Here is a 21,045-nt window from a genome sequence, read left to right as displayed (position 1 = left end):
TGTCCGCTGCACTGATGTTGACTGACACACCATCGCGAGCAGGCTCACTCCCACAAGGATTACATCGTTATCAGGCAGGGACAGCGTCCAGCATCAGGCGCTGGCGCACCACGTCGACGAGTTTGTCCGGCTGGAACTTGGAGAGGAAGTTGTCGCAGCCGACCTTCTTGACCATCGAGTCGTTGAAGCTGCCGGACAAAGACGTGTGCAGCACCACATAAAGGCCACGCAGACGCGGGTCGTTGCGGATTTCCGTGGTCAGGCGATAGCCATCCATCTCCGGCATTTCCGCGTCGGTGAAGACCATCAGCAGTTTGTCGGTCATGTTCACGCCGGTGTCGGCCCAGGCCTTGAGCATGTTCAGTGCCTTCAGACCATCGCTGGCGATGTGCATTTTCACGCCCAGTTGACCCAGGGTGTCGCGCAATTGCGCCAAGGCCACATTGGAGTCATCCACCAACAGCACTTCACGTCCACGGGCACGCTCGAGCACCGGGTCATCGAGTTTGTCGCGGGACACCTTGGCGTTGTAGGGCACGATTTCCGCGAGGACTTTTTCCACGTCGATGATTTCCACCAACTGGTCGTCGACCTTGCTGATGGCTGTCAGGTAGTGCTGGCGACCGGCGCTGGTCGGCGGCGGCAGAATCGCTTCCCAGTTCATGTTGACGATACGGTCCACGCCACCGACCAGGAACGCCTGCACGGAACGGTTGTACTCGGTGACGATGATCGTACTGTTCGGGCCCGGCACCAGCGGACGCATGCCGATCGCCTGGGACAGGTCGATGACCGGCAGGGTCTGGCCACGCAGGTTGACCACGCCGCAAACGAACGGGTGGCGTTGAGGCATCAGGGTCAGTTTTGGCAGTTGCAGGACTTCCTGCACTTTAAACACATTGATTGCAAACAATTGCCGCCCGGCGAGCCGGAACATGAGAATTTCCAGGCGATTCTCACCCACCAGTTGCGTACGTTGGTCTACCGTATCGAGAATGCCAGCCATCAATGACTCCTGGGCTTGTACTGATGAATTCACTAATAGAGGGTTATCGGCTGTTTTTGCCAGACCTTGACCCCTGCGAAATGCCACGCCCAACCATTGATGTCACATTAACATCATGGTTTACTGGCGCTATGATTTGATCTGCTGCATGCTCTGCGCGGCGACCTTTATTTTGGCCCAAGGTTCCGTCGCGTAAGGGATTCCCCTAGCAACAATCAGCCACAACCTGATATTCGCAATATCCAATAGCCATTAATGTGACGCCATTCTCATTGCATGAATGGAGTCAGGCTTTTGTGTGCGATCGCAGGTCAGTGGCCAGCCACCCTCTCAAGTAGTTTCCCCGCCTGTGTTCAAGCCGGCCGGAATGCGATCTCACGACGAAACGGTTACGTCGGGACAGCCATTGTCCCCGTCGACACGCACGACATCCCCTCATTAGTCATGACGTTGTGGAGATAAGCATGCCGAACAATCGTAAAGAGTGGGCAAAGCGGGTCCCGGAATTTCTCGTCGAAGCCGAATCACTTCTGGCCAAAACCGAGGAATGCCTGAGCCATCTGCAACTGATCAGCAATGACAAGGACGCCATTGATTGCATGCTCAGCACGCTGCTCAAACTGGCCAGCAAGGCGGACGCCCTCGCGCTGGCGGCGGTTTCAGAGTTCTCGCTGCACATTCATGGCTTGCTCAACCACGCGCAAAATCACATGGCACTGCACGACGAGGCCCTGAGTGCGTTGAAAGACTGCCTGACATTGATTGCCTGGCAACTTGAACTGATCGACCAGAAAACCGGCCAACTGAGTCTCGATGAAACCGAACAGACGACCCTGATCGAGGCCTTTGCCTTCCAGGTCGGCCAAAGTCAGTTTCAACCACCGGTTAATTCCAAACCGTTCACACTGGTTCCCTACTTGGAGCGGCAGGCTTAGACCCACGGAGTCGTGTCGCGCTACACACTTAATTGTCACGACTGTGCAGTAACTTGAGCGCGCACATGTCGCAATTGAATACTGCATACCCATTAACGACAGCGGCAAATAAAATAACTATTCTTTCCGGCAATAGCGTGTCTGTCCCGACTAGGGTTTTGCCTGACGTCAAAAGACAAAATCCATTTGATAAACGCCCCCCTCCGACAACGATAACCACACTTTCCAATGTGGAACTCACCTGCGCAACACCTTGCCTCCTGACGCCCAGGACATATATCGCATGCGCGACCAACGGTATCTTAAGTGGTATTATGCCGCCCATTAGTTGGCGTCAATTAATGGCAATATGATTGCCACGGCTGTAGCCTGACCAAGTTCCAGGCTGAATTTTCTTATACAGAAACTATGCACCGTTGAAGTTGTTGTACAACATTACAAAACAGAGACCCGTCAATCAACATGGCCGGTCTGCCCGCAGCGAACATCCATTGGCTCCATCCGCTATGTACGCCAGCCTCAAGTCAATTGCCACGTGGCCACCCTCCCGAGAAAACGCGCGTCGGTTCACGCTTTTGCTATGTGCCTGCTCCACCCTTGGCAGCCTGCTGATCTATTTTCTTTCCACTCATCTGCCGCTGGGTCTGCTGGCGCTCAACATGGCTGCCTTGGGTTGTGTCTGGGTGCAATATCGCCTGTCGCGCAAGTCGATCAAGTTCCAACCCCAGGAACTTGCCGACCGTTTGCTCCAGGTCCAGGAAAACGAACGCCACCGACTCAGCCGGGAACTGCATGACGACATCGGCCAGTTGCTCACCGCCGCCAAACTTCAAAGTGACTGGCTCAAGCGCCGGATGCCGGAAGAACTTCAGGGGCAATGTTCCGTACTTTGCGACACCCTGGAAGAAACCCTCGCCAAAGTCCGCGACGTGTCAGCCATTCTGAACCCCCGACAGCTGACCAGTCTCGGGCTGGAAGCCAGCCTGCGGGCACACCTGCTCAAGACGCTGGCCAATACCTCCGTGCACTGGAGCCTGGAATGCCACCAACGCCTGACGGGGATTCCCGAAGAAATGGCCGTGGCGGCCTATCGCATTACCCAGGAAGCGGTCACCAACATATTGCGGCATGCTCAAGCAAAGAATCTGCTGGTTTGCCTGCAGCGTTTGCCCCAGGGCCTGTCATTATCCATCAGTGACGACGGGCAGGGATTCGCCCCCGCCACCGACCCGGGTCGTGAGGGCCAGCGTGGCATGGCCGGGATGTCCGAGCGGATCAATCAACTGGGCGGTACATTGACCGTGACCAGCGAACCGGGCAAAGGCACTCAAATCGAAGCTCTCTTCCCCTGGGCGCCCCGCGCGCTCGAACGGGCCAGTACAAATAAGGTTATGCATTGACTTGTAACTTACTTCTGGTGGATGACCACTCGCTGATCAGGGCTGGCGTGCGCGCCCTGGTGCTGGACCTTCCTGGCTATGCGGTCATCGGCGAGGCCGATGACGGCTCACAGCTGCTGGCGATGGTCGAGCATTTGTCCCCGGATATCGTGTTGCTGGATATATCCATGAAGCAGACCGGTGGCCTTGATGCCTTGCAGCAACTCAAGCGAGTCCGCCCGCAGTGCAAGGTATTGATCCTGTCGATGCACACCGATCCGGCACTTATCATGCGAGCACTGGAGTCCGGGGCTCACGGCTATCTGCTCAAGGACACCACGGCCACTGAACTGGCGCATGCCCTGGAAGCCTTGCGTAACAACGAACGCTACCTGAGCCCGGCCATTGCCCATACCGTCATCACCCAGGCACTGACCCGGAACCAGAAAAACCCCGAACCTGCTGACTCGCACAACCTGACAGCCCGCCAAATGGAGATTCTGCGCCTGATTGTTCGCGGAAAGTCTACCCGCGAAATAGCCAACGGCCTGGGTCTGAGCGTCAAGACCGTTGAAACCCACCGCTCGCAGATCATGAAGCGCTTGCAGATTTTTGATGTGGCTGGCCTGGTGCTGTTCGCCGTACGCGAGCAGATCATCAGCCTGGATGACTGACAGGCTGCGACGCACTCAACAGCGGCGAGCCTTCAGGCAAGTGCACCCGAAGTGCCGCCGGCTGCGTTGAAAAACGCAGACAGTCACCTTCGAGCGGCTCGCCATCGAGATTGATATAGAGACCTTCCGAAGCCTTGATCTCGACCCATGGCAAGCGGGCTCTCACGAACATGCTGTCGATGCCGAAGCCGTCGGCCAGCAGGTTTTTCAAGGTATCGACCACTTCCTGTGGGGCTGGCAAAATGCTGATATCGAGCAAGCCATCATCCGCCAGCGCCTGCGGGCATAATTCATGGCCACCACCCGCCTGCCGACCATTACCGATGCCCAGCGCCAACAAGTCCCCACTCCAGTGAAAACCCGGCCCCTGCAACTCGCCATATGCCGCGTGCAGCTCACTGAAGCGTGACAAGCCCGTGAACAGGTAAGCCGCGCCGCCGAGTACCTTTTTCAAGTCCTCGGAGGTATTGGCCGTGACCTGACTGCCAAAACCGCCTGTGGCCATATTCAGAAAAACCTGCCCACCGACCTCCCCCAGATCAATGGCACTCGGCTTCACGTCCAATAAATCCAGAGCCTGAGCAGGTTCCAGCGGAACACCGGCGGCGCGTGCAAAATCGTTGGCGGTGCCCAGCGGCATCAGTACCAGACTGGCCTGTGTCGACTTTGCGGCCATGGCTTGGGCAATATCGCGCAGGGTCCCGTCACCACCGCCGGCAACGATCTGCCTGTACCCTGCCGCCAGCGCTTCATCCACCAGCCGCTGTGCGTCGCCCGCTTCCCATGTCAGCCTGACGGCCAGTTCCCAACCTTGTTCGCGCCGGCTTTCGACGGCGGCGCGAACTGCCTCGTTGAGCGCCTGCTTGCCATGCAGAATCAACAGCGCCTTGCGATCGCTCATAGATGTCACTCCCGGGTGTGAATAGCGTATGGGAGATGTTGACCGCGTCGATCACCCTAAAAGTCGAAAAAAGTGATTTTTTTCCAGGCGAGCCATCTTGCCTCCTACATGACGGGATATTTCTTACAAATCGTGAGGAATCGGCTCAATTGACCAATAAGTGTGATTGGTACACTTTGGTGTCCAGTTTTTTCAGTTATCCGCAAGACCATCACAAGGATGTGCCATGCACCACCACGACCTGAAGTTGCCGATGATTCCGGGCGTATCGCTCGCAGAGAAACGGCCCCGTCAGCAAGCTGCGAATCCCACTGGAGAAGTTGATATGGAGCCTCGCGTCATTGAGCTGGAAAGACACCTCAACAACATGCGAAGAGAGATGGAAGAAGTTCGCAGTGACGTAAAGTCCATCAAACACAGGCTTGCCTATTCCGCTGGCGGAACAGTCGTAGTGCTCGGCCTGCTCGGCTGGGTCGCCAATAGTCGCTTCGATCAGCTTGTGACACTGCTCCTGGCGCATTGATTGGTCTTGACGCCAAACCCGGTCAGATCAACCGGGCTTGCTCGGCAGGACAATTACCAAGGTCAGCTCAGTACTTCACTCAGCGCAATGAAATAGACGGAATCACCTGCAGTCAGGGTGCGATGCTCCGGCACTTCGACCAGTCCATCAGCCCAGGCGGCACTGCGTAACACGCCGGAACTCTGATTTTTGTAAATGATTGCCCGACCATTTTCCAGGCGAGCGCGCAAGTACTCGCGTCGATTGCCGGCGGTGGGCCAGTCAAACCCTGCTGGCACCTGCACCTTCAGCGGCTCCACCTGTTTGACGCCCTGAAGACGCAAGAGATAAGGCCTGGCCAACAAGGCAAATGTCACCAGGGTAGATGCCGGATTGCCCGGCAAGCCAATAACCGGTACGCCGCGAAAATGCCCGAACGTCAGCGGCTTACCAGGTTTGATGGCAAGCTTCCACAAACTCAACTCACCCTCTTCGCGCAAGGCAATGCCCAGAAAATCTGCCTCGCCCACCGATACGCCACCGGTAGAAAGGATCAGATCGACATCCTTCAATTCACCGAGGCGCGCACGCGTGGTGACCAGGTCATCGGGAAGAATGCCGGCGTCGATCACTTCACAGCCCATCCGCTGCAACCAACTGCAGAGCAAAACACGATTGCTGTTATAGATCTGCCCTGGCCCAAGCGCCTGACCCGGTTCGACCAACTCATCCCCGGTCGACAGCACCGCAACGCGCACCTTGCGAATGACTTCCAGATCGGCGCAACCGAGCGAGGCAGCCAGCCCCTGCTCAATCGGCCCCAAACGCGTACCCGCCGGCAGAATCAGTTCACCCACCGTGGTTTCCTGGCCTTGTGCACGGATGTTTTGTCCAGGGGTCAGGGTTTCGGTGAAGCGCACTCGCTCATCCGCCTGTACTTCGGCATTTTCCTGCATCTCGACACAATCGGCGCCAGCGGGAACAGGCGCCCCGGTGAAGATTCGTGCACAGGTGCCCAGCTTCAAGGCATCAGGTGCCTGCCCGGCAAAAACCTTCTGGCTGACGACCAGGGGCTCTCCCGTCCAGTCGGCTGCACGCAATGCATAACCGTCCATGGCGCTGTTAGGCCATGGCGGCAGATCAAGCGTCGACACCAGATCATCGGCCAGCACTCGCCCCTCAACCCGCGCCAACGGCAAGCGCTCGCGTTCGACAATCCTCGAGGCGTCAGCCATTTCCAGCAAACGTGCGAGCGCCACCTCGACCGGCATCAGGCTGCCGGATTTGCCCGGCTTACCCGCGGGATTCACAGGGAGCCGCCTGTTTCAGATGAGGCACGAAATTGCAGGGGCGATGCCGCGAATCCAGCTGCTCGGCAAGAATGCCATCCCAACCGGTGCGTACGGCATTGGTCGATCCCGGCAAACAGCAGACCAGCGTGCCATTGGCCAGACCCGCCAGCGCGCGGGATTGAACGGTCGATGTGCCGATATCCGCCACGGAAATCTGCCGGAACAACTCACCAAATCCATCGACTTGCTTATCGAGCAGGCAACTCACTGCTTCCGGCGTACTATCGCGTCCAGTGAAACCGGTGCCGCCAGTGATCAGCACCACCTGTACGACATCGTCGGCAATCCAGTTGGCCACTTGCGCGCGAATTTTGTAGAGATCATCTTTGAGCAACACCCGGGAGGCCAGGTTGTGGCCGGCAGCGGTCAAGCGGTCGACAAAGACCTGGCCTGAAGTATCGGTTTCCAGGGTTCGGGTGTCGCTGACCGTCAGCACCGCAATGTTGAGCGGGGCGAAAGGTACATCAGCCTTGGCTTTCATAGGCTCATCCAGTTGTAGGAGAAACAGCCCGGTGTTATATCACAGCGCCCCATTTTTTCGCCGCCCCCATGGAGACTCGCCATGACCTCGAATCCGGATTTACCACCCTGCTCCATTCTTCTCCTGGCAGGCGGTCGCGGCCAACGCATGGGCGGTCAGGACAAGGGATTGGTGCAATGGCACGGCGAACCGCTGATTGCACACCTGCATCGCAAGACGCGCCCGCTGAGCGATGACCTGATCATTTCCTGCAACCGCAATCTGGAAAAGTACGCGCCCTACGCCGACCAACTGGTTCATGACGATGAAGGCGATTTTCCGGGGCCATTGGCCGGCATTCGCGCCGGCCTGAAAGCAGCTCGCCACTCGCATCTGCTGGTCTTGCCTTGCGATGTACCGCGCATCGATGAAGCGCTGCTCGCCAACATGCGCGAAACGGCCAGCCAACATCCCGACAAACCGTTGATGCTGCGCCATGACGAGCATTGGGAACCTTTGCTGTGCGTCATTCCCGTGGCACTTCGCAGTGATTTCGAACGCGCCTGGAGCGACGGCGAGCGTAGTCCGGGGCGACTCATGCGCAAACTGGGCGCAACCGCGCTACAGTGTCCTGACAACGACCCGCGCCTGGCCAACCTCAACACGCCGGAACTGTTAAGCACGCACGGCACTGTGTCAGACTGACCGTACCCGAGGAACTTGCACACGCCGTATACGTCTCAAGTTCAGTAACCAAAAGTATTCAATTTCGGAGACACAACATGACTCAACGGACCCTGGCCACTTTCATGCTCGCGCTGGGCCTCACGACCCTCGCCGGTTGCGCCTCGCCTACAGTGATCACCTTGAATGACGGTCGCGAAATCCAGGCCGTCGACACGCCACACTATGACAAGGATTCGGGCTTCTACGAATTCGAGCAGCTGGATGGCAAACAGACCCGCATCAACAAGGATCAGGTTCGCACCGTTAAAGAGTTGTAATCTACGCGGCGACTACCGGATACAGAAATGCCCCGATTTATCGGGGCATTTGCTTTTCTGCAATCCGGAAACCAAGCCTGTTCGTCAAGGGTTTGGCTCATTGGTCAGTTGATCTACCCGGGCCAGCGCTTGCGTGGCTTCGGTGATGCACTTCCTGTCATCGTCGGCAGCTCGAGCCGATTCCGCGCTGGCCTGCATCCGCCTGATTTCCATGGCGGTATTTTCGGACGTGGCCGGCAGGCTGGAAACCTTGTTCTTGAGTTCCTGAAGCTTGATGGTGCAAAGGTCGTGGTCTGCGGCGAATACGGGAGAAGCCAACATTACAGCGCAAATGAACATCCCGGCGAAAACGGTACGTCTCATTGGTATCTCCTTGCATGGAAGGTTTCGGGCCGCACGATCTGGCTGCTGTACCGAGGGTCGCTGAATGCCACGTTCGTGGGGCCTGTTCAAATGACTGCAAACCTGCCCATTAATTCGAATTTTCAAATCAATGCTTTGGATCGGATTTTGGAACACTTGATCACCATTGCAGGGTGATCGTGCTCTCGAACTCTCTTTCCTGCCCCGTGACCGGGTCCACGAATTTCAGGCCTTGGGCCAACAGCTTCAAGGGATTGGCGTAGTCATCCTCGATATCCTTGAGTACCCGAGGATAGAAAGGGTCGTTGCAAATGCTCGCGCCTAACGCGGTCATATGTACCCGCAACTGATGTTTCTTGCCGGTCACCGGATAAAGGCCATAGCGCCAGAGATCACCATTCTTTTCCCTGACTTCGACAGCCGTTTCAGTATTGCTGACACCCGGTCCCTCCTGCATACGGAAGAAAGGCTCGCCATCGATGAGCCGGCTTTTATGAACCAATGGAAACGAGAGCTCAGGCAACGCCGAGGCAATGGCCTCGTAGCGTTTTTCGATCCGGCGTGAAGGAAACAGCGATTGATACGCCGAGCGACTTTGCGGGTTGGCGGAAAACAGCACCAGTCCCGCCGTATGCCGATCTATACGATGCAACGGCACCAGGTGCGGGTTGTCCAGACGACGGATCAGCCGTCTCAGCAAGGTTTGCTCGACATATTCACCCGCAGGCGTCACGGGTAGAAAATGCGGCTTGTCCGCCACCACCAGATGCTCGTCCGCGTAGAGGATCGACTCGATCACCGGGATCGGTTTTTCATCGGGCACTTCGCGGAAATAGTGAATGCGCAGACCTTCCTTGTAGGGCAAATCAAGGGCGATTGGCACACCTTGACCGTCGAGAACACGGCCCCGGGCGATTCGGTCCAGCCATTGTTCACGATCGATGGCGCTGAAATGTTCGCACAGGCAATCGAAAACGGTCTGCCACGAGCCAGGCGGCAAGTAGAGCGTGCTGGCCTGGTTGTGTGCGGCAGAAAAAGATGAAGTGGACATACGAAAACTCTAACCCTCGATACAGAGCGGCATTATCCAACAGCACCGGGAACGAACCTAGCGAAGAATCCTCAGGCCGGTATCTGCGCGCGCGCCGCCGCCTCGGTGTACTCCTTGAGCCAGCGCAGTACATCGACCGCTTCCCATCGACCCGGGTCATACAGGGCATACAACAAGCCCTGGTAACCCACGACATCAAGTGGCCGGTGATAACCCGCTCGCTGGAACAGGGCTTCGATTTCAGCGAAACAGGTATTGAAATGCAGTTTGTTGAAAGGCGTTTTCCCTTCCGTTACCAGCCCGTCCAGACGCAATTCGAGGACAGCCTCGCGCACCACGTCCGCCGACATCCGGTTCACGCTGCTTTTCAATTGTTCGACATTGACCACGATTCATCCCTCTAACGCCCGGACTCGCCCGGCCATCCCCTGAACCGGGGACGGGCGGACAGCAATCCGAATAACTGTATGCGCATACAGTATCCGAATCACAACAGTTAAGCCAAGGGGATCAATCGCAAAGTTCGACAGGCGGGGACCCCGCCATCCCGAAAAACCGTTTAACGCAGGAACGCCACGACTTCGTCCGGCCCGAACGGCCAGCCCAGCTCAGCCCCCGTATCGACACGACGCAGTACCGGAATACGCAGGCTGTAAGACTTGAACCATGCTTCGTCGTCAGCGATGTCCACCAGTTCCACCAGCAGGCCACGCTCGACAAATTCCATCAGCATGGCTTCGGCCACTTCACACAGATGGCACCCCAAGGTGCCGAACAGCTGACATTCAGGAAGCATGAGCGCTCAACCGAAAAAATTTGAGTGCCTATTCTAGGCCTGCCCCGAAAAACCGTCGAGCGCCCGGGCGCGTCAAAGCCGGCAATGAGCAGCAGGGACAGGCCACCACTCAGTCCTGGCTGACCGCGCCGATCTTGTGCACCGACAAATCCGCCCCGTAATACTCTTCTTCCTGGCTCAGGCGCAGACCATGGAGCGCCTTGATCGCACCGTACACCGCGAAGCCGCCGGCCAGTGCCACCAGCACACCCAGTGCCGTACCGATCAACTGGCTGATCAGGCTCACCCCGCCCAGCCCTCCCAGCGCGCTCTGGCCGAAGATACCGCAGGCAATTCCACCCCATACGCCACACAGACCATGCAGCGGCCAGACACCCAGCACATCGTCGATTCGCCATTTGACCTGAGCGGCGGTAAAGCACCAGACAAACAATGCCCCGGCAACGGCCCCGGTCGCCAAAGCGCCCACGGGGTGCATCAAATCCGAGCCGGCACAGATCGCCACCAGTCCGGCCAGCGGACCGTTGTGCAGAAAGCCCGGGTCATTGCGCCCGACAATCAAGGCCGCCACCGTGCCACCGACCATGGCCATCAGCGAGTTCACCGCCACCAGCCCGCTGACCCCTTGCAGGGTTTGCGCACTCATCACGTTGAATCCGAACCAGCCGACGATCAGGATCCACGACCCCAACGCCAGAAACGGAATGCTCGATGGCGCGAAGGCCACCAGGCGCCCTTCGCGGTAACGGCCATTGCGTGGCCCGAGCAACAATACCGCCGCCAGCGCCAGCCAGCCGCCCATGGCATGAACCACCACGGATCCGGCAAAATCATGGAAGCCGGCGCCAAAGCGCTCCAGCAACCGGGCTTGCAAGCCAAAGTTGCCGTTCCAGACCATGCCTTCGAAGAAGGGATAGACGAACGCCACGATTAGCGCCGTCGCGCACAGTTGCGGTACGAATCGCGCACGCTCTGCGATACCACCGGAAATGATCGCCGGGATCGCCGCGGCAAAGGTCAGCAAAAAGAAAAACTTCACCAGCCCATAACCGTGATCGGCATTGATCACCGCAGCCGGCTGCATGAAGTTGACCCCGTAGGAAATCCAATAGCCTATAAAGAAGTAAGCCAGGGTTGAAACCGCGAAGTCGCTGAGGATCTTCGACAGCGCGTTGACCTGGTTTTTTTGTCGGACCGTACCGACTTCAAGAAAGGCGAAACCGGCGTGCATGGCCAGCACCATCACCGCACCGATCAGGATGAACAGTGTGTTGGAACTATGGACCAGACTGTCCACAGCGCTTTGCAGATTTTCCATGGATTAGGCAGACCTTAAGGCTGAAAAAGGCACCAAAGCAGTTCGTGCGGGCAATCCATGCACCAAGTTGTGTCGCCTCCAATGGAGAGCGCCACGCCCGATGAACCGCTTTGGCGCACAGCGTTCGCCGAAGTCGATCATGATCGGGGACATTTGCTCGGGTTTTGATTGTTTGAGTTATGGTTTACGTAAATCATGCCCGGCAACAGCGCATCCGCGCAGGCTGGCGCACCAGCACACAGCAAAAGTTGTACCAGTCATTTGTACTGAACCTTCGTACAAGGCTCATACTCGAACGTTTCAGACGCCACCTATGGAGATCACCAATGGCCAGCATCAAGGCAAAGACTGCTCAAGAAATCCTGATGAATGACTTTCAGACACTGGTCAGCGACACCGAAAGGCTGCTGGAACACACCGCTTCCCTGGCCGGTGACCAGGCCGATGAATTGCGCGAACAGATCCACGAGACCCTGATGCGTGCACGGGAAACCCTGAAACTGACCGAAGACTCCGTGCGCGAACGCGGCAAGGCTGCCGTGACCGCCACCGAGGACTATGTCCAGGCCAATCCATGGCAATCGGTCGGGATCGCCGCCGGGGTGGGTTTCCTGATCGGTCTGCTGGCAACCCGGCGCTAATGATGGCGATCGACGAAATCGGCGCGTCCACGACGGGCGCAAGTTCCTCATCGCGGCGCCTGGGTGCGGCCGTTCTTGGATTACTGCACAGCCATGTCGAACTGTTCGGCATCGAACTGCAGGAACAAAAGGCGCGCACCGTCAGCCTGCTGCTGTTTGCAGGCCTGGCGCTGGTGTTCGCCCTGCTGTTGCTGGTGGGGTTGTCCACGCTGGTGCTGATTCTGTTTTGGGACACCTATCGCCTGGCAGCCATCATCGGGCTTTGCTTGTTCTATGCCCTGGCAGCGGTCTTCTGCGGCATTCGCCTGAGAGCAGCGATTTTCGATGAGTCCTCGCCCTTCCATGGCACGCTGGAAGAGTTGGCAAATGATCGGGAGCGCCTGTTGCCATGAATCTGCCTGAATTGCCTCAAAACAGTTCGCGCACGGAAATGCGCAAGGCGCTGATCAGACTGCGCATGGAAATGCATCGCCAGGAAATCCGCCACGAATCCGCGCAACTGTTGCAACCCTTGCAGCGTGTTCGCGGTATGACGCAAAACCTGCACGAAGGCCTCGGCCTCAAACACGCTCCACTCTGGGGCGTCGCAGCGGTGACCCTGCTGGGTTTTCTGACCGGCAAGGGCGCAAAAAATGGCGGAGTCGCAAGTCTGACCCGACTGGTTCAGCTCGGTACCACACTGGGCCCACTGATAAAGCTGGTCATGCAAGGCTCCTCTCGCAAACCCTGAGCCGTTTCTATCTGGCTGCATTCTTGCAATACCCGTGGGATGAACCTCTTGATCGAGGGGTTCAATCCTGCGTGCCTACCCGGTGACCAGGCTTTATCCAAAAAACAAGATCAACCAAGGAGGATTTGTGATCGATGGGCAACCGCTCGCCTGCTTTCAGCCGTTCATCGATACCGCCACCGGCCGTATCGCAGGTGTCGAGGCGCTGGGTCGATTGCGTCAGGCCAACGGTCAATTGGCATCGGTGGGACCACTGTTTTCCGATCCACGAACCAACGCCATTGCACTGCGTCGCCTGGATCGCCAGCTGCGCGACAACGCCTTGAGCCGACTGCATGAAGCGCCCTCGGACTGGTTTCTCAGTCTGAATATTTCCCCGCGCTGGATCAGCCGATTACGCCCTGAACAGCCGCTGCCCAGTCTCAGTCAGCTGAGCAAGTACGGTATCGATCCACAGCGAATCGTTTTCGAAATTACCGAACTGGGGGGCGATATCCAGCGCTTGGCCGAAGTGGTGACACGTTACCGGTCAGCCGGCGCGCGAATCGCCATCGATGACTTCGGTGCCGGCTACTCCCAGCTCGATCGCGTGCTGGCGCTGCAACCGGACATTCTCAAACTCGACATGCGTTTATTCCAGGCCGCAGCCCTGGGCGGTCCCAGCAGTGACGTGGTCAGGGCCCTGGCGCAAATGGCAGAGAAAACCGGTTGCTGGATTATCGCCGAGGGCGTGGAAACCGATGCGCAGCTCAATTTTGCGCTGGAGTGCGGATCACGCTACGTGCAGGGATTTCTTTTCGCAGGCGCGCAAGAAGACTTTTTTCCCACCGCTGACTTCGTTGAGCCCTTTGCACAACTGCGTCAGCGCTATGTTCAGCAGAAACTGGCCGAGCGCGGTCGTCTGATGATCATGCGCCGGCAACTCAGCGAACTCATGGCGATCCTGCAAGCCTGGGCCCAGGCTCGCGCCCCGCTCAGTGACTTGCCTCACCTGGACGCCTTTCCCTGGCTGCTTCGCTTTTATCAATGCGACCGCAACGGCACACAACTGACGCCGAACCTGGAATGGCGCAACAACGCCTGGGTCGCCGACAATCGCTACATGGGTCATAACTGGTCCTGGCGTCCGTACTTCTATCACCTGCTGGCGCAGGGCTGGGAAGACCGGCAGTTGACCCTCTCCAACACGTATCGCGATGCCACCAGCAATCAATACTGCCTCACCGCCGGACAGTTTTTTGATAATGGTGAGCGGTTGTTGCTGATCGATATCGATGCGGTCGGGCTCTAGGGCCAAGGCTTCCCCTGTAGGAGCGAGCTTGCTCGCGATGGACGCCAACGATAACGCGCCCTGCCTGAATGACCGCGTTGTCTGGGCGCTCATCGCGAGCAAGCTCGCTCCGACAAGTCCCCCTTGCAGGGCACGATGCGAACCGGGAAGCTAGGTACTCAATTCCCCCGACGGAGATACCCGCCTTGGATTGGCACACCCTGCTTACCCGCGAACGCCTCGGAAAGCCTCTGCACAGCCCGCAAGAACTCGGGCGCAGTCCTTTCCACAAAGATCATGACCGCATCATTTTCTCGGGGGCGTTTCGTCGTCTGGGACGCAAGACCCAGGTGCATCCGGTTTCCAGTAATGACCATATCCACACGCGGCTGACTCACTCGCTGGAAGTCAGCTGCGTCGGCCGTTCGCTGGGCATGCGCGTCGGTGAAACCATCCGCGGGGCCCTTCCTGAATGGTGCGAACCCAGCGACCTGGGGATGGTGGTGCAATCGGCTTGCCTGGCCCATGACATCGGAAATCCCCCATTTGGTCACTCTGGCGAAGATGCGATTCGTCACTGGTTCCAGCAAGCTGCCGGCCGTGGCTGGCTCGATGCAATGAGCGAAGCCGAACGCAACGACTTCCTCAATTTCGAAGGCAATGCCCAGGGTTTTCGGGTACTGACCCAATTGGAATATCACCAGTTCGACGGTGGCACGCGGCTGACCTACGCCACCCTCGGCACTTATCTGAAGTACCCGTGGACGGCCAGGCATGCCGACTCGCTGGGGTACAAGAAACACAAGTTCGGCTGCTACCAGAGCGAACTGCCCCTTCTGGAACAGATCGCCCAGAAACTCGGCCTGCCGCAACTCGAAGAACAGCGCTGGGCACGCCACCCGCTGGTTTACCTGATGGAAGCCGCCGATGACATCTGCTACGCGCTGATCGACCTCGAAGATGGCCTGGAAATGGCGTTGCTGGAATATGCCGAAGTCGAGTCTCTGCTGCTGGATCTGGTGGGCGACGATCTACCGGAAACCTATCGGCAACTCGGTCCCGGGGATTCTCGCCGACGCAAGCTGGCCATCCTGCGTGGCAAGGCTATCGAGCACTTGACCAATGCCGCGGCCCGCGCCTTTGTCGAACAGCAAGACACGTTGCTGGCTGGCACGCTGGCCGGCGATCTGGTGGAACACATGCACGGCCCGGCCAAACGTTGCGTGTTAAACGCAAAGGACATGGCACGCAAAAAAATCTTCCAGGACAAACGCAAGACCCTGCACGAGATCGGTGCCTACACCACGCTGGAAATCTTGCTCAACGCCTTCTGTGGGGCAGCGCTCGAGCAACACAACGGTCGGACGCCATCTTTCAAGAGCCGGCGGATTCTCGACCTGCTGGGCAACAACGCACCCGATCCCCACGGCACGCTGCACACCTCGTTTCTGAGAATGATCGATTTCATTGCCGGCATGACGGACAACTACGCCAGCGACATGGCGCTGGAAATGACGGGGCGCTCCAGTCACTGAAGAGCACTGGCTGATCAACCATTACGCCACCTGTAATGGCCGATCAGCCACTAAAAAACCAAGTGCATTCAACACTCGCTGAATCCCCCTACAGTTGATGTCGAGTGAACTGATCGATTGCCCGGTATCGACGCGAAACAATCACGGCTACTTTGTTCTATAAAAGAAGCGTGAATAATATGATCAAAGACAATCTGCGCATCTTGCTGGTGGAAGACCATCCGTTTCAGCTAAGGGCCACTCAATATCTGCTCGAAAGTTATGGCTTTACCCGATTGACCACAACCGACTGCGCCCAGGGCGCTTTGCAACAAATGCTTGGCGCCGAGCAACCTTTCGATATTCTTTTGTGCGATCAATGCCTTCCCGATATTTCCGGGATTGATCTGGTCAAATTCGCCAGTCGCCACGGGATGATCAAACAGGCAATCCTTCTGAGTAGCCTGACGCCTGATGAACTGGATGGACTTGAAAATATGGCAAGCATTCATGACCTTCCATTACTGGGTTATTTGGTCAAGCCATTGAAACAAGCCGAACTCACAAAACTATTGATTTCAAAGCCGTTGAACACAAAACAAAAAAACCGATAAACATATAATAAAAAACACACAAAATAATTCATTAACAACATAACAAAATTAAACAAACTGCTAACCATCTACATAAAAAACCTAGTTGACGCGTAAGCCTATTCTTTTTCACCTGTAGGAACATTCCTATTTTGCTGCTACAGGTAGGTCAGTTCATACGTGACCCCAACTATCTGAGCTAAGGTGCGCGCTTTATTTCAGTTCGCATGGGATTTGATTATGAACTCCGTTTTTATCGTCGACGATCACCCTGTCATCCGACTTGCAGTTCGCATGCTGCTAGAACACGAAGGCTACAAAGTCGTCGGTGAAACTGACAATGGGGTCGATGCCATGCAGATGGTGCGTGAATGCATGCCCGATCTGGTCATTCTCGACATCAGTATTCCAAAACTGGATGGCCTGGAGGTGTTGGCCCGATTCAATGCAATGAGTACCCCCTTGAAAACATTGGTACTCACGGCACAATGCCCAACACTTTTTGGAATTCGTTGCATGCAGTCCGGTGCTTCCGGATATGTCTGTAAACAGGAAGATCTCAGCGAACTGGTCAGCGCCATCAAAGCAGTACTATCGGGTTACAACTATTTCCCGAGCGAAGCGTTGAACCCGGTTCGTGGCGATGAGGTGCGTAATGCCGAACTGGAATTATTCAAATCCGTCAACGACCGGGAGTTGATGGTATTGCAACTTTTTGCTCAAGGCCGTACCAACAAGGAAATTGCCAAAGGCATGTTTCTCAGTAACAAGACTGTCAGCACTTATAAAAAACGTCTCATGCAAAAACTCAAGGCCAAGTCGTTGGTTGAACTCATCGAAATGGCAAAACGCAATGCGTTGGTGTGAGAAACAGGATGCCCGGTCATTTAAAGGACTACCTGATACTGATGGCCGTGGGCCTCTCCCTGAGCACCTCATCGCTCGCGGCCCAGGGCAGCGAACACTTCGCCTTGCTGAGTCGCTCGACGGCCGGGCACCTGGACATTCAATTGGACACATCGCAAAGACAGTGGCTCCAGTCCAGACAAGAACTGATCCTTGGCACCTCGGCACCGGATTATCCGCCCTTCGACCTGACCCTCAGCGGCCACGACTATGAAGGCTTCACCGCCGATTATGCGGGCACCCTGAGCCAGGCAACCGGTTTACCCATCAGGGTTCAGCGCTTTGCATCCCGGGGAGCCGCCATTGAAGCCCTTGAAAAGGGTGAGGTCGACCTGCTCGGTACCGCCAACGGGTTCGAGGCACGCAATGCCGACATCGTACTGTCCAACCCCTACGCCGTGGATCAGCCAGTCCTGGTGACCCGTGAAGGCGAAACCAGATCCCTGACCGATGGTCTCGCCGGCATGCGCCTGAGCATGGTGTATCACTACTTGCCGCAGGAGGAGGTCAAGGCCCTTTATCCGAAGGCGATCATCACGTCCTATCCGTCCTACCAGAATGCGATCAATGCCGTGGCCTTCGACCAGGCTGACGTGTTTCTCGGCGACACCATTTCCACCCACTACATGATCAACAAGGGCTATCTGAATAACATCCGCATGGCCAACTTCGGCAAACATGAAGCCCACGGCTTCAGTTTTGCGGTGCACCGCAACAATCCCGAGCTGCTTGGCATCCTCAATGCGATGCTCCTCGCCATCCCCACCAGTGTTCGAGAAAACATTGCCAAACGCTGGAGTGCCGGCAGTGACATTCTGCTCACCGATCACAAACTGGAACTCAGTTACAACGAGGAGCGCTGGCTGGCGCAACACCCGGTGGTACGCGTGGTGGTCAACGAAGCCTTCGCACCGCTTACATTTTTCGACAGTGCCGGCAACTTTCGAGGGGTTGCCGCGGACCTGCTTGAGCTGATCCGATTGCGTACCGGTTTACGTTTCGACATCCAGCGCAACCGCAGCGACAGCGACATGATTCAGCGAATCAAGGACGGCCAGGCTGACCTGATTGCCGCACTGCTCCCCAGCGCACAACGCGACACCCAACTGAACTTCAGCCGTCCCTACCTGCAAAATTCCTATGTCCTGCTGACGCGCAAGGCCCCGGATAGCCCGACCAACCTGACGCAGCTAAACGGCAAACGCCTGGCCATAGCACAAGGTCATCCGCTGATGGCTTATCTGCGTAGCGAGTACCCGCAGATAAAGCTCGTCGAGACCCCGGACACGTTCAGTGCCGTAGAGATGCTGGCCGAGGGTCAGGCAGAGGGCACGGTGAACTCATTGGTGATCGCCAATTACTTCATCTCATCGAGTCTGTTCGAACACACCCTGCAGATCAGTACCACCATCGGCACCGAGCAGGCGGCCTTTTCCCTGGCGACCGGCCTGCAAGCCAAGGAACTTCATGACATCCTCAACAAGGCCCTGTTGAGTATCGCGCCGGAGGAACTGGGCATCATCAACAGCCGTTGGCGTGGCTATTCGGCGTCATCGCAAAGCACCTGGCGCAACTATCAGCGGCTGTTCTACCAAATCGTCATCGGTGCTGGTGTGCTGTTACTGATTTCCGTGGCCTGGAATGCCTACATGCGGCGCCAGATCAATCAACGCAAGGCTGCCGAACGTGCATTGAATGATCAGTTCGAATTCATGCGCTCGCTGGTCAACGGCACCCCTCACCCGATTTATGTGCGCGATCGTCAGGGCCTGCTGCAAAGTTGCAATGACAGTTACTTGCAAGCCTTCAGCGCCAAACGCGAGGACGTCATCGGCAAAAGTGTCATCCACGGCACCCTGAGCAATGCCTTCGAAGCCCGGGAATACCACGCGGACTATCAGCGAGTGGTGGCCGAGGGCACACCACTGATTCTCGACCGTGCGTTGCATATCGGCGGCCGTCGGTTGACGATCTATCACTGGATTCTCCCCTACCGCGACTCAAGCGGCGAAGTGCAAGGCATCATCGGTGGCTGGATCGACATCAGTGAACGCCGGCAATTGTTTGATGACCTGCGTTGCGCGAAAGAGCGCGCCGATGAAGCCAACCGTGCCAAAAGCACGTTTCTGGCCACCATGAGTCATGAGATCCGCACACCGATGAATGCGGTTATCGGCATGCTCGAACTGACACTCAAGCGTATCGAACACAACCACCCTGACCGCCCGGCCATCGATGTGGCGTACAACTCGGCGAAGGATCTGCTGGACCTGATCGGCGACATACTCGACATCGCGCGCATCGAATCCGGACACCTGAGCCTGAGCCCGGAACCTGTCAATCCGCGAGAGATCGTGGCATCGGTGGTGCGGATTTTCGATGGGTTGGCCCGGCAGAAAGAACTTGAACTCCAGCTGGATTTCAGCCCGGCCACTCCGTCCTGCGATGTCCTGCTGGACCCGCTGCGTTTCAAGCAGGTGCTGTCCAATCTGGTCAGCAATGCCATCAAGTTTACCGAGCACGGCCAGATCAGGATTAGCGTCAACCTGCACCCCACCGCCGAGCACGATCAGGTGCAGATGCAGTTGCAGGTCGAGGACAGTGGCATAGGCATCAGCGAAGAGGATCAACGGCGCCTGTTCGAACCCTTCGCTCAGGCCGATAACGCCGGGCAAACGGCCCGAGGTGGCACCGGGCTTGGCCTGGTGATCAGCCGCAGCCTGTGCGAAAGGATGGGCGGCAGCTTGCAATTGAGCAGTCAGCCGGGTGCCGGTACGCAAGTGCTGATGTCGCTGCTTCTGCAAACACTGCCAGGCGCGTCCCGGGTGGAAAAAACCGAAACGCAGATCCACCACACAACAGCCTCATTGAACGTTCTGGTGGTCGACGACCATGCCGCCAATCGTTTGCTCATGTGCCAGCAACTGGAGTTTCTGGGTCATCGGTTCAGTGTCGCGCAAGATGGGCAGACAGGCTTGGAGGTGTGGAAAACCGGTGCGTTCGATCTGGTGATCGCCGATTGCAACATGCCGGTCATGAATGGATATGAGCTGGTCCGAGCCATTCGCCGACATGAAAAACAAACGCAACAGGCACCCTGCACGGTTCTGGGATTCACTGCCAATGCGCAACCGGAAGAAATTCAACGCTGCAAGCATGCCGGAATGGATGACTGTCTGTTCAAACCCCTGACCCTGACCGCCCTGAGCCAATGGGTCAAAGGCATCGCACCGACCGCCCTCGTTCCGGCTTTCAGCCTGGAAGGGTTGCAGCAGTTGACCGGCGGCAATCCCGTGCTGAACCAGCGACTGTTGACCGAACTGCTCAACAGTAACCGTCTCGATCGCCAGGGGTTGCTGGCACTCTGCGGCACCTTGGACCCGCAGGCCTTTATCGATATCGCCCACAAGATCAAGGGTGCCGCGCGAATCGCCCAGGCGATTCGCTTGATCGACAGCTGCGAAGCGCTGGAATCAACCTGTCGCGACGACTTCCGCCCCGACAAAGTGGCCGAATGCTGTGCCGCAGTGGAACGCGCCCTGCTGGAACTGGATCAGGCGCTGTTGCAACAAATCGGACAGAGCGACGAAAGCAGAATCACAGAGGCTTAACTATGCTTGGACGCTGAGCAGTGTGTTAACCATCATGGA

Annotated in this window: 23 protein-coding genes; 14 read left to right on the top strand and 9 right to left on the bottom strand. The window is 57.1% G+C overall.

Features of this window, described 5'->3' with window-relative positions; translation table 11 throughout:
* Positions 1-70: 70 nt before the first annotated feature.
* Complete coding sequence (locus GPL81_RS17215) at positions 71-1,006, bottom strand: chemotaxis protein CheV (protein WP_096509805.1); 936 nt, start codon at positions 1,004-1,006, stop codon at positions 71-73.
* 464 nt (positions 1,007-1,470) lie between these two features.
* Between GPL81_RS17215 and GPL81_RS17210 the strand changes: the two genes are divergently transcribed.
* From GPL81_RS17210 to GPL81_RS17200, 3 genes are all read left to right on the top strand, one after another.
* The gene (locus tag GPL81_RS17210) at positions 1,471-1,941 is read left to right on the top strand and encodes a hypothetical protein (protein WP_160107696.1); all 471 of its coding nucleotides are present in this window, start codon (positions 1,471-1,473) and stop codon (positions 1,939-1,941) included.
* A 506-nt stretch (positions 1,942-2,447) separates the two neighbouring features.
* Positions 2,448-3,341, top strand: coding sequence for a sensor histidine kinase (locus GPL81_RS17205; RefSeq protein ID WP_160107734.1), 894 nt, complete (start codon positions 2,448-2,450; stop codon positions 3,339-3,341).
* A complete protein-coding gene (locus GPL81_RS17200) occupies positions 3,338-3,994 on the top strand; it encodes a response regulator (RefSeq protein WP_160107695.1) in 657 nt (218 codons plus the stop codon). The genes GPL81_RS17205 and GPL81_RS17200 overlap by 4 nt, the downstream gene beginning before the upstream one ends.
* Here GPL81_RS17200 and yegS read toward each other — a convergent pair.
* Positions 3,978-4,895 carry a lipid kinase YegS gene (gene yegS, locus GPL81_RS17195; RefSeq protein ID WP_160107694.1) on the bottom strand — a complete coding sequence of 306 codons (918 nt, stop codon included), beginning with the start codon at positions 4,893-4,895 and terminating at the stop codon, positions 3,978-3,980. The genes GPL81_RS17200 and yegS overlap by 17 nt on opposite strands.
* Positions 4,896-5,121: 226 nt before the next feature.
* Between yegS and GPL81_RS17190 the strand changes: the two genes are divergently transcribed.
* Positions 5,122-5,418, top strand: a complete 297-nt coding sequence (locus GPL81_RS17190) for a hypothetical protein (protein WP_160107693.1) — start codon at positions 5,122-5,124, stop codon at positions 5,416-5,418.
* Between the two features lie 62 nt (positions 5,419-5,480).
* Here GPL81_RS17190 and GPL81_RS17185 read toward each other — a convergent pair whose 3' ends face one another.
* On the bottom strand, positions 5,481-6,707 hold the full coding sequence (locus tag GPL81_RS17185; RefSeq protein ID WP_160107692.1) for a molybdopterin molybdotransferase MoeA: 1,227 nt from the start codon (positions 6,705-6,707) through the stop codon (positions 5,481-5,483).
* Positions 6,691-7,230, bottom strand: coding sequence for a molybdenum cofactor biosynthesis protein B (gene moaB, locus GPL81_RS17180; RefSeq protein ID WP_096509798.1), 540 nt, complete (start codon positions 7,228-7,230; stop codon positions 6,691-6,693). Before moaB ends, GPL81_RS17185 begins: the two co-directional genes overlap by 17 nt.
* Before the next feature lie 81 nt (positions 7,231-7,311).
* On the opposite strand from moaB, the gene mobA reads away from it, so the two are divergent.
* Together mobA and GPL81_RS17170 are read left to right on the top strand one after the other, a co-directional pair.
* Positions 7,312-7,914 carry a molybdenum cofactor guanylyltransferase MobA gene (gene mobA, locus GPL81_RS17175; RefSeq protein WP_160107691.1) on the top strand — a complete coding sequence of 201 codons (603 nt, stop codon included), beginning with the start codon at positions 7,312-7,314 and terminating at the stop codon, positions 7,912-7,914.
* 77 nt (positions 7,915-7,991) lie between these two features.
* Positions 7,992-8,213, top strand: coding sequence for a YgdI/YgdR family lipoprotein (locus tag GPL81_RS17170; protein ID WP_096509796.1), 222 nt, complete (start codon positions 7,992-7,994; stop codon positions 8,211-8,213).
* Between the two features lie 84 nt (positions 8,214-8,297).
* On the opposite strand, the gene GPL81_RS31490 is transcribed toward GPL81_RS17170, so the two are convergent.
* The 5 genes from GPL81_RS31490 to GPL81_RS17145 form a co-directional block, all read right to left on the bottom strand.
* The gene (locus GPL81_RS31490) at positions 8,298-8,576 is read right to left on the bottom strand and encodes a hypothetical protein (protein ID WP_096509795.1); all 279 of its coding nucleotides are present in this window, start codon (positions 8,574-8,576) and stop codon (positions 8,298-8,300) included.
* A 160-nt stretch (positions 8,577-8,736) separates the two neighbouring features.
* Entirely contained in the window at positions 8,737-9,627 is an 891-nt protein-coding gene (locus tag GPL81_RS17160) for a pseudouridine synthase (RefSeq protein WP_160107689.1), read from the bottom strand.
* Positions 9,628-9,698: 71 nt separating this feature from the next.
* Positions 9,699-10,016, bottom strand: coding sequence for a transcriptional regulator (locus tag GPL81_RS17155; protein WP_160107688.1), 318 nt, complete (start codon positions 10,014-10,016; stop codon positions 9,699-9,701).
* A gap of 170 nt (positions 10,017-10,186) precedes the next feature.
* Positions 10,187-10,423 (bottom strand): glutaredoxin family protein, encoded by a 237-nt coding sequence (locus GPL81_RS17150; RefSeq protein ID WP_160107687.1) that lies wholly within the window; start codon positions 10,421-10,423, stop codon positions 10,187-10,189.
* Positions 10,424-10,532: 109 nt separating this feature from the next.
* The gene (locus tag GPL81_RS17145) at positions 10,533-11,741 is read right to left on the bottom strand and encodes an ammonium transporter (protein ID WP_160107686.1); all 1,209 of its coding nucleotides are present in this window, start codon (positions 11,739-11,741) and stop codon (positions 10,533-10,535) included.
* 326 nt (positions 11,742-12,067) lie between these two features.
* Between GPL81_RS17145 and GPL81_RS17140 the strand changes: the two genes are divergently transcribed.
* From GPL81_RS17140 to GPL81_RS17105, 8 genes are all read left to right on the top strand, one after another.
* A complete protein-coding gene (locus GPL81_RS17140) occupies positions 12,068-12,382 on the top strand; it encodes an ElaB/YgaM/YqjD family protein (RefSeq protein WP_160107685.1) in 315 nt (104 codons plus the stop codon).
* Between the two features lie 2 nt (positions 12,383-12,384).
* Positions 12,385-12,774, top strand: a complete 390-nt coding sequence (locus GPL81_RS17135; protein WP_160107684.1) for a phage holin family protein — start codon at positions 12,385-12,387, stop codon at positions 12,772-12,774.
* Positions 12,771-13,112 carry a hypothetical protein gene (locus tag GPL81_RS17130; protein WP_096509788.1) on the top strand — a complete coding sequence of 114 codons (342 nt, stop codon included), beginning with the start codon at positions 12,771-12,773 and terminating at the stop codon, positions 13,110-13,112. Before GPL81_RS17135 ends, GPL81_RS17130 begins: the two co-directional genes overlap by 4 nt.
* A 127-nt stretch (positions 13,113-13,239) precedes the next feature.
* A complete protein-coding gene (locus GPL81_RS17125; protein WP_160107683.1) occupies positions 13,240-14,403 on the top strand; it encodes an EAL domain-containing protein in 1,164 nt (387 codons plus the stop codon).
* A gap of 185 nt (positions 14,404-14,588) precedes the next feature.
* A complete protein-coding gene (locus GPL81_RS17120; RefSeq protein ID WP_160107682.1) occupies positions 14,589-15,917 on the top strand; it encodes a deoxyguanosinetriphosphate triphosphohydrolase in 1,329 nt (442 codons plus the stop codon).
* Positions 15,918-16,096: 179 nt separating this feature from the next.
* Positions 16,097-16,510: a response regulator gene (locus tag GPL81_RS17115; protein ID WP_160107681.1), complete on the top strand. Its 414-nt coding sequence runs from the start codon at positions 16,097-16,099 to the stop codon at positions 16,508-16,510.
* Positions 16,511-16,729: 219 nt separating this feature from the next.
* Complete coding sequence (locus GPL81_RS17110) at positions 16,730-17,356, top strand: response regulator transcription factor (protein ID WP_096509784.1); 627 nt, start codon at positions 16,730-16,732, stop codon at positions 17,354-17,356.
* 8 nt (positions 17,357-17,364) lie between these two features.
* Positions 17,365-21,006 (top strand): transporter substrate-binding domain-containing protein, encoded by a 3,642-nt coding sequence (locus GPL81_RS17105; protein ID WP_160107680.1) that lies wholly within the window; start codon positions 17,365-17,367, stop codon positions 21,004-21,006.
* The last annotated feature ends 39 nt before the right edge of the window (positions 21,007-21,045 follow it).

Source organism: Pseudomonas izuensis (assembly GCF_009861505.1).
GTDB lineage: Bacteria > Pseudomonadota > Gammaproteobacteria > Pseudomonadales > Pseudomonadaceae > Aquipseudomonas > Aquipseudomonas izuensis.
Note: the sequence above shows the minus strand (reverse complement) of the source record. Positions and strands in the feature narration are given on the sequence as shown.

What these genes read in the sequence shown, in the direction of transcription:
- GPL81_RS17205 (WP_160107734.1), top strand. Translation starts at nt 2,448, where the DNA reads ATGTACGCCAGCCTCAAGTCAATTGCCACGTGGCCACCCTCCCGAGAA.
- GPL81_RS17130 (WP_096509788.1), top strand. Translation starts at nt 12,771, where the DNA reads ATGAATCTGCCTGAATTGCCTCAAAACAGTTCGCGCACGGAAATGCGC.
- GPL81_RS17135 (WP_160107684.1), top strand. Translation starts at nt 12,385, where the DNA reads ATGGCGATCGACGAAATCGGCGCGTCCACGACGGGCGCAAGTTCCTCA.
- GPL81_RS17105 (WP_160107680.1), top strand. Translation starts at nt 17,365, where the DNA reads ATGCCCGGTCATTTAAAGGACTACCTGATACTGATGGCCGTGGGCCTC.
- GPL81_RS31490 (WP_096509795.1), bottom strand. Translation starts at nt 8,576, where the DNA reads ATGAGACGTACCGTTTTCGCCGGGATGTTCATTTGCGCTGTAATGTTG.
- GPL81_RS17140 (WP_160107685.1), top strand. Translation starts at nt 12,068, where the DNA reads ATGGCCAGCATCAAGGCAAAGACTGCTCAAGAAATCCTGATGAATGAC.
- GPL81_RS17110 (WP_096509784.1), top strand. Translation starts at nt 16,730, where the DNA reads ATGAACTCCGTTTTTATCGTCGACGATCACCCTGTCATCCGACTTGCA.
- mobA (WP_160107691.1), top strand. Translation starts at nt 7,312, where the DNA reads ATGACCTCGAATCCGGATTTACCACCCTGCTCCATTCTTCTCCTGGCA.
- GPL81_RS17170 (WP_096509796.1), top strand. Translation starts at nt 7,992, where the DNA reads ATGACTCAACGGACCCTGGCCACTTTCATGCTCGCGCTGGGCCTCACG.
- GPL81_RS17115 (WP_160107681.1), top strand. Translation starts at nt 16,097, where the DNA reads ATGATCAAAGACAATCTGCGCATCTTGCTGGTGGAAGACCATCCGTTT.
- GPL81_RS17190 (WP_160107693.1), top strand. Translation starts at nt 5,122, where the DNA reads ATGCACCACCACGACCTGAAGTTGCCGATGATTCCGGGCGTATCGCTC.
- yegS (WP_160107694.1), bottom strand. Translation starts at nt 4,895, where the DNA reads ATGAGCGATCGCAAGGCGCTGTTGATTCTGCATGGCAAGCAGGCGCTC.
- GPL81_RS17145 (WP_160107686.1), bottom strand. Translation starts at nt 11,741, where the DNA reads ATGGAAAATCTGCAAAGCGCTGTGGACAGTCTGGTCCATAGTTCCAAC.
- GPL81_RS17150 (WP_160107687.1), bottom strand. Translation starts at nt 10,423, where the DNA reads ATGCTTCCTGAATGTCAGCTGTTCGGCACCTTGGGGTGCCATCTGTGT.
- moaB (WP_096509798.1), bottom strand. Translation starts at nt 7,230, where the DNA reads ATGAAAGCCAAGGCTGATGTACCTTTCGCCCCGCTCAACATTGCGGTG.
- GPL81_RS17160 (WP_160107689.1), bottom strand. Translation starts at nt 9,627, where the DNA reads ATGTCCACTTCATCTTTTTCTGCCGCACACAACCAGGCCAGCACGCTC.
- GPL81_RS17215 (WP_096509805.1), bottom strand. Translation starts at nt 1,006, where the DNA reads ATGGCTGGCATTCTCGATACGGTAGACCAACGTACGCAACTGGTGGGT.
- GPL81_RS17210 (WP_160107696.1), top strand. Translation starts at nt 1,471, where the DNA reads ATGCCGAACAATCGTAAAGAGTGGGCAAAGCGGGTCCCGGAATTTCTC.